General features: G+C 61.5%; 3 protein-coding genes and 1 pseudogene. All 4 read right to left on the bottom strand.

Translation table 11 applies throughout. The features are described from left to right. Positions 1–80: 80 nt before the first annotated feature. The 4 genes and pseudogenes from CEC48_RS30615 to CEC48_RS30600 all read right to left on the bottom strand — a co-directional run bounded on the left by CEC48_RS30615 (position 81) and on the right by CEC48_RS30600 (position 3,531). The gene (locus CEC48_RS30615; RefSeq protein WP_088427226.1) at positions 81–587 is read right to left on the bottom strand and encodes a hypothetical protein; all 507 of its coding nucleotides are present in this window, start codon (positions 585–587) and stop codon (positions 81–83) included. 135 nt (positions 588–722) lie between these two features. Further along, a complete protein-coding gene (locus CEC48_RS30610) occupies positions 723–2,132 on the bottom strand; it encodes an MFS transporter (RefSeq protein ID WP_176438810.1) in 1,410 nt (469 codons plus the stop codon). A gap of 11 nt (positions 2,133–2,143) precedes the next feature. Then, the gene (locus CEC48_RS30605) at positions 2,144–2,881 is read right to left on the bottom strand and encodes an NAD(P)-dependent oxidoreductase (RefSeq protein ID WP_088427224.1); all 738 of its coding nucleotides are present in this window, start codon (positions 2,879–2,881) and stop codon (positions 2,144–2,146) included. Positions 2,882–2,897: 16 nt separating this feature from the next. After that, positions 2,898–3,531: pseudogene (locus CEC48_RS30600) on the bottom strand (glutathione S-transferase family protein). Positions 3,532–3,693 lie beyond the last annotated feature (162 nt).

Here is a 3,693-nt window from a genome sequence, read left to right as displayed (position 1 = left end):
GTGTGACAGTCAGCCTATGTATTGACTGACACACTGCTTTCGCGAGCAAGCCCGCTCCCACATTTGTCTTGCGGTGTTTTTTAGATCGCAGCCAGGGTGTCTTTCACGGTCTGCACCTGCGGGTCAGCGGTTTTCGCCGCTACCTGCTGCGTCTGCTGCACCTTCAGGCGTTCTGCCACTTCCTTGGAAATAGCATCCTGCTTGTCCTGTGGCATGTTCTTCACATCGTCCTCGGTCAAGCCCTGTTCCTTGAGCAGTTGCTCGCGGATGCGCTCGGCCGGGCTTTTCTTCATGTAGTCGGTGAAGTCATTGCGGGCCGACGAGGTGGAGTCAGTCTTGGATACATCGGTGGTTGATGGGGTCGCGGTGGTGGCCTGCAACTGCACACGCGTCTTGGCAAAAGCCGCATCGATGTTGTCGGCGGTGGCGTCGGCGGCGGCCTGCGTGGTGGTCACGCCGGTGGTGCCCTGCGCGTTTTGTGCAGCGCCGCTGTACAGCGCGCTGGCCGCAGCGTTGGCCGGGTCCATGTCTGAGCGTTTGATGCGTTGGATCGTCGACTGAGCCTGGGGGTTGTTGTTGATCAGCATGATCAGGACACCTGTGGATGTGAGCGGTCCCACAGGTGGAGCAATTAGCGTGCCCAGTGGTATGGCCCCGTGTTTACGGGGCTTTTGGCCGCCACCGTCGGCAAGCGTTGGCGTGCCGACGGCCATTGTTTGCCGCTAGTGGGCAATGTTCTCCAGCGCCAGGTTGCGGGTGCGCGGGCCGAACCAACTGATGGTGATCATCACGATCAACATGCTGCTGGCGATAAACGCCAACACGCCCGGCGTGCCGAGGTGTTCGAGAATCACACCGATCAGCAAACTGCTGAACACCGTCGACAACCGGCTGAACGAATAGCAAAAGCCCACCGCCCGGGCGCGGATGTTGGTGGGGAACAGCTCGCTCTGGTAGGAGTGATAACTGAAGCTCAGCCAGGCGTTGCAGAAGGTGATCATCACCCCGCAGATCACCAGCCCCACGGCGGTGGTTTGCAGCGCGAACAAACTGCCGAAGATCACCGCGCCGAGGGCCGAGCCGACGATCTGCCATTTGTTTTCAAAACGGTTCGCCACCTTCACAAACAGCAGCGGCCCCAGCGGGTAGGCGAGGGTGATGATGAAGGCATAGCCCAGACTGTGGGTCACGCTCACGCCCTGGCCCGAGAGCAGCGCCGGCAACCAGTTGCCGAAGCCGAAAAAGCCGATGGCCTGGAACACATGAAACACAATCAGCATCAACGCCCGGCGCCGGTACGGCGGTTGCCAGATATCGGCAAAGCGCCCGTTGCCCTGCACGCTCACGGCTTCGGGCTCCGGCTCGTCCAGTGGCTTGCCGTGGTCCTTCTGGCAACGTGCCTCAAGGCTGTCCATGATCTGCCCGGCCTCCTCGAAGCGGCCTTTTTGCGCGAGCCAGCGCGGTGACTCCGGCAGGCGCTTGCGCAGTTGCCAGATAAACAGTGCAAACACCGCACTGCTCAGCACCACCCAACGCCAGCCGGAAACCCCGAACGGCGCCTGTGGCACCAGCCACCACGACATCAAGGCCACCGCCGGCACCGACAGGAACTGGATGAAAAACGCAAAGGCAAACGCCGAGCTGCGCATGCGCTTGGGCACCAGTTCCGAGAGGTAGGCGTCGATGGTCACCAGCTCGATGCCCAGGCCAATGCCCACCAGGAAGCGCATGCAGATAATCCCCAAGGCGGAGGTCTGGATGCCCATCAGCACGGTGGCGACGGTGTACCAGATCAACGCAAAGGTGAAGATCGCCCGGCGCCCGTAGCGGTCGGCAATCGGGCTGAGCAGGCTGGCGCCGAGGAACAGGCCGAGGAAAGTGGCCGAGGCAAAGGCCGCCTGGTCGGAGAAGCCGAAGACGCCCTGGCTGCCGGTGTGGAATATCCCGTCGCTGATCAACCCGGGGCTGATGTAGGCGGTCTGGAACAGGTCATACAGCTCGAAAAAGCCGCCAATCGACAGCAACGCCACCAGGCGCCAGACGGTGGCAACGGCGGGCAGCCGGTCGATGCGTGCGCTGATGTGGGCGGCGCGGATCGGGTCGATGCCGTCTGCAAGAGAGGGGGAAGACATGGGCAGAAGACTCAGTAAGTGATCGGGATCTCGAATTCCTGGAACGCATCATCCACCGGTTGGTAACCCAGCACACGGGTTGTTTCGCTGAGGTCCAGGCGTTTGAAACGGTTATTGGAAATGCCGTGGGCGATCAGGTGCTTTACGCCTTCGGCTTCCACCGAACGTTGCAGCAATTGCACGGCGTCGCGCGGGCTGAGCCAGGCGCTGAGGTCGCGGGCGTTGTTCAGGTCGTGGGTTTCGGGGAATTCAAACGCACCAATGCGCAGGGCGATGGTGGAGAGCGGGGTCTTGGCGGCGTAAAAACCGCAGAGTGCTTCACCGTAGCATTTGCTCACGCCATACAGGTTGGCGGGCATGACCTGCATGCCGGGGGTGATTTGGCGGTCTACCGGGTAGCCTTCGATGGTCTGCGCGCTGCTGGCGAACACCAGGCGTTTTACCCCGGCGGCCACGGCGGCTTCGAACAGGTATGTGGTGGCCAGGATGTTGTTGGGCAGCAACTCGTCGAAGGTGGCGCTGGCGTGGGGGATGCCCGAGAGGTGCACGATCACGTCAATGCCGTCGAGCAGGGCGGCGAGGCTGGTTTTGTCGCTCAGGTCGGCGTGCACGAAACGGTGTTCGCCGAGGGCGAAATCCGGCTCGATACGGTCGGTGAGGGTGAAGCGGTAGCGGTCTTTCGAGGCTTCGAAAAACGTCTTGCCGATGCGGCCGCAGGCGCCGGTGAGTAGTACGTTGAGTCCGTTCATTGTGTAGTCCTTGTTTTTAGTTATGCCCGGCGAGGGCGAAGGTCTGGAAGCCAGTGCGTTGGCTGAGTGTTTCGTAGTAAGCGCTGACAGCCGGGTAGGGCGGGCGCTCCATGGGCGTAATCCGCCAGCGATGCACCGACAGGCCGATGAGGATGTCGGCCAGTGTGAAGTCTTTACCGGCCACGTAGGCCGAGGTTTTGATGAGTTGTTGTTCCAGCAGGCCCATTTTGTCGTTCCAGGCCTTTACCGCCACGGCGATGGCGTGCGCGTCCAGGCCGTTGGGGGTTGTTGCGCACCAAGGCGGTGAAAGCGTTACCCCAGGAACGGTTGAGTTCGATGGCTTGCCAGTCGATCCATTGCTCGACTTTGGCACGGGCTGCCGGCTCGGCGGGCAGCAGGTCGTGGCGTTGGTGCAGGCCCACGAGGTAGCGGCAGATGGTGTTGGATTCCCACAGCACGCCGTTGTCGTCGATGAGTACGGGTACTTGGGCGTTGGGGTTCAGGGCCAGGAAATCGGGGGACTGGGTGGAGGCGAAGCCGATGCCCCAGTCTTCGCGGTCGTAGGAGATGCCCAGTTCGTGGCAGGTCCACAGGACTTTTCGTACGTTGATGGAGGAGGTGCGACCCAGGATTTTCAGCGAATGGCCCATGGTGCTTTCCTGAAGAGGGTGAGAAGACAGGGGGGCAATTTAGCAGGGGTGTCAGGCGACGACGAGTCAGTTAAGCGGCCACGGTCAAAAATGTGGGAGCGGGCTTGCTCGCGAATGCGGTGGATCAGTGGCATATAGGTTGGCTGACACACCGCATTCGCG

Source organism: Pseudomonas sp. K2I15 (assembly GCF_002204795.1).
GTDB lineage: Bacteria > Pseudomonadota > Gammaproteobacteria > Pseudomonadales > Pseudomonadaceae > Aquipseudomonas.
Note: the sequence above shows the minus strand (reverse complement) of the source record. Positions and strands in the feature narration are given on the sequence as shown.

Excerpts from the sequence above, each read along its gene's own strand:
- CEC48_RS30615 (WP_088427226.1), bottom strand. The coding sequence starts at position 587 with ATGCTGATCAACAACAACCCCCAGGCTCAGTCGACGATCCAACGCATC.
- CEC48_RS30610 (WP_176438810.1), bottom strand. The coding sequence starts at position 2,132 with ATGTCTTCCCCCTCTCTTGCAGACGGCATCGACCCGATCCGCGCCGCC.
- CEC48_RS30605 (WP_088427224.1), bottom strand. The coding sequence starts at position 2,881 with ATGAACGGACTCAACGTACTACTCACCGGCGCCTGCGGCCGCATCGGC.